Annotated in this window: 1 protein-coding gene and 1 pseudogene; both read left to right on the forward strand. The window is 27.3% G+C overall.

Translation table 11 applies throughout. The annotated features are described in order from the left end of the window. A pseudogene (locus JVU85_RS13860) lies at positions 1-351 on the forward strand (hypothetical protein); the annotation flags it as partial. Between the two features lie 33 nt (positions 352-384). Continuing rightward, the coding region (locus JVU85_RS13865) for a TcaA second domain-containing protein (RefSeq protein WP_194378061.1) at positions 385-640 on the forward strand (256 nt) is incomplete at its 3' end.

Below are 640 nucleotides of genomic sequence, written 5' to 3' on the forward strand. Positions count from 1 at the left end.
CAATTATACGGACTTTATCCAAATAATGGCCAAAAAGTAGAAGAACAAGACCAAGAAATTCGTGATCAAATTCAATCTACAAAAGATAGTATTGAGAATAGCAATGATGATACAAATTCAAAAATTGCAGAATTACAAAATAAAGTTGATAGCCTAAAACAACAAGCAGATACAGACAAATTAAATAAAGTTGCAGAAGATTATCAGAACACAATTAATAATTTGAAAGACGCAAAAACCCAACAAGATAATGGTAACAATGAAAAAATGGAAGAAGAATTAAATAAAGTTAATAATAAGTTAGATGAAATCAAGAATAAAATTTCATCGTGGTTTAATAGTAATAAATAACTTGCTACTACATTGATATAAAGGGTAATGCGTATGGAAAATGAAAAGACACGTAATAAGAAGCCATATATATATGGTTTCTTATTACTAATAATTATCTTAATTGCTTTAATAATTGTATTTGTAGTTAGAAAAACAGATGCCCTAGGACAAATAAATAAATTTGAAGATGCTGTAGAATCTAATGATTCTAAAAAAGTCAGTGAAATTTTATCCGGTAGTGAACGGACTATGTCAGACAAGGAATCAAAAGCGTTTATAAAATATATGGTTCTGTTGCAAAGTAAAA

The sequence above is a fragment of the Staphylococcus sp. GDY8P72P genome (assembly GCF_016890655.1).
Classification (GTDB): Bacteria; Bacillota; Bacilli; order Staphylococcales; family Staphylococcaceae; genus Staphylococcus; species Staphylococcus arlettae.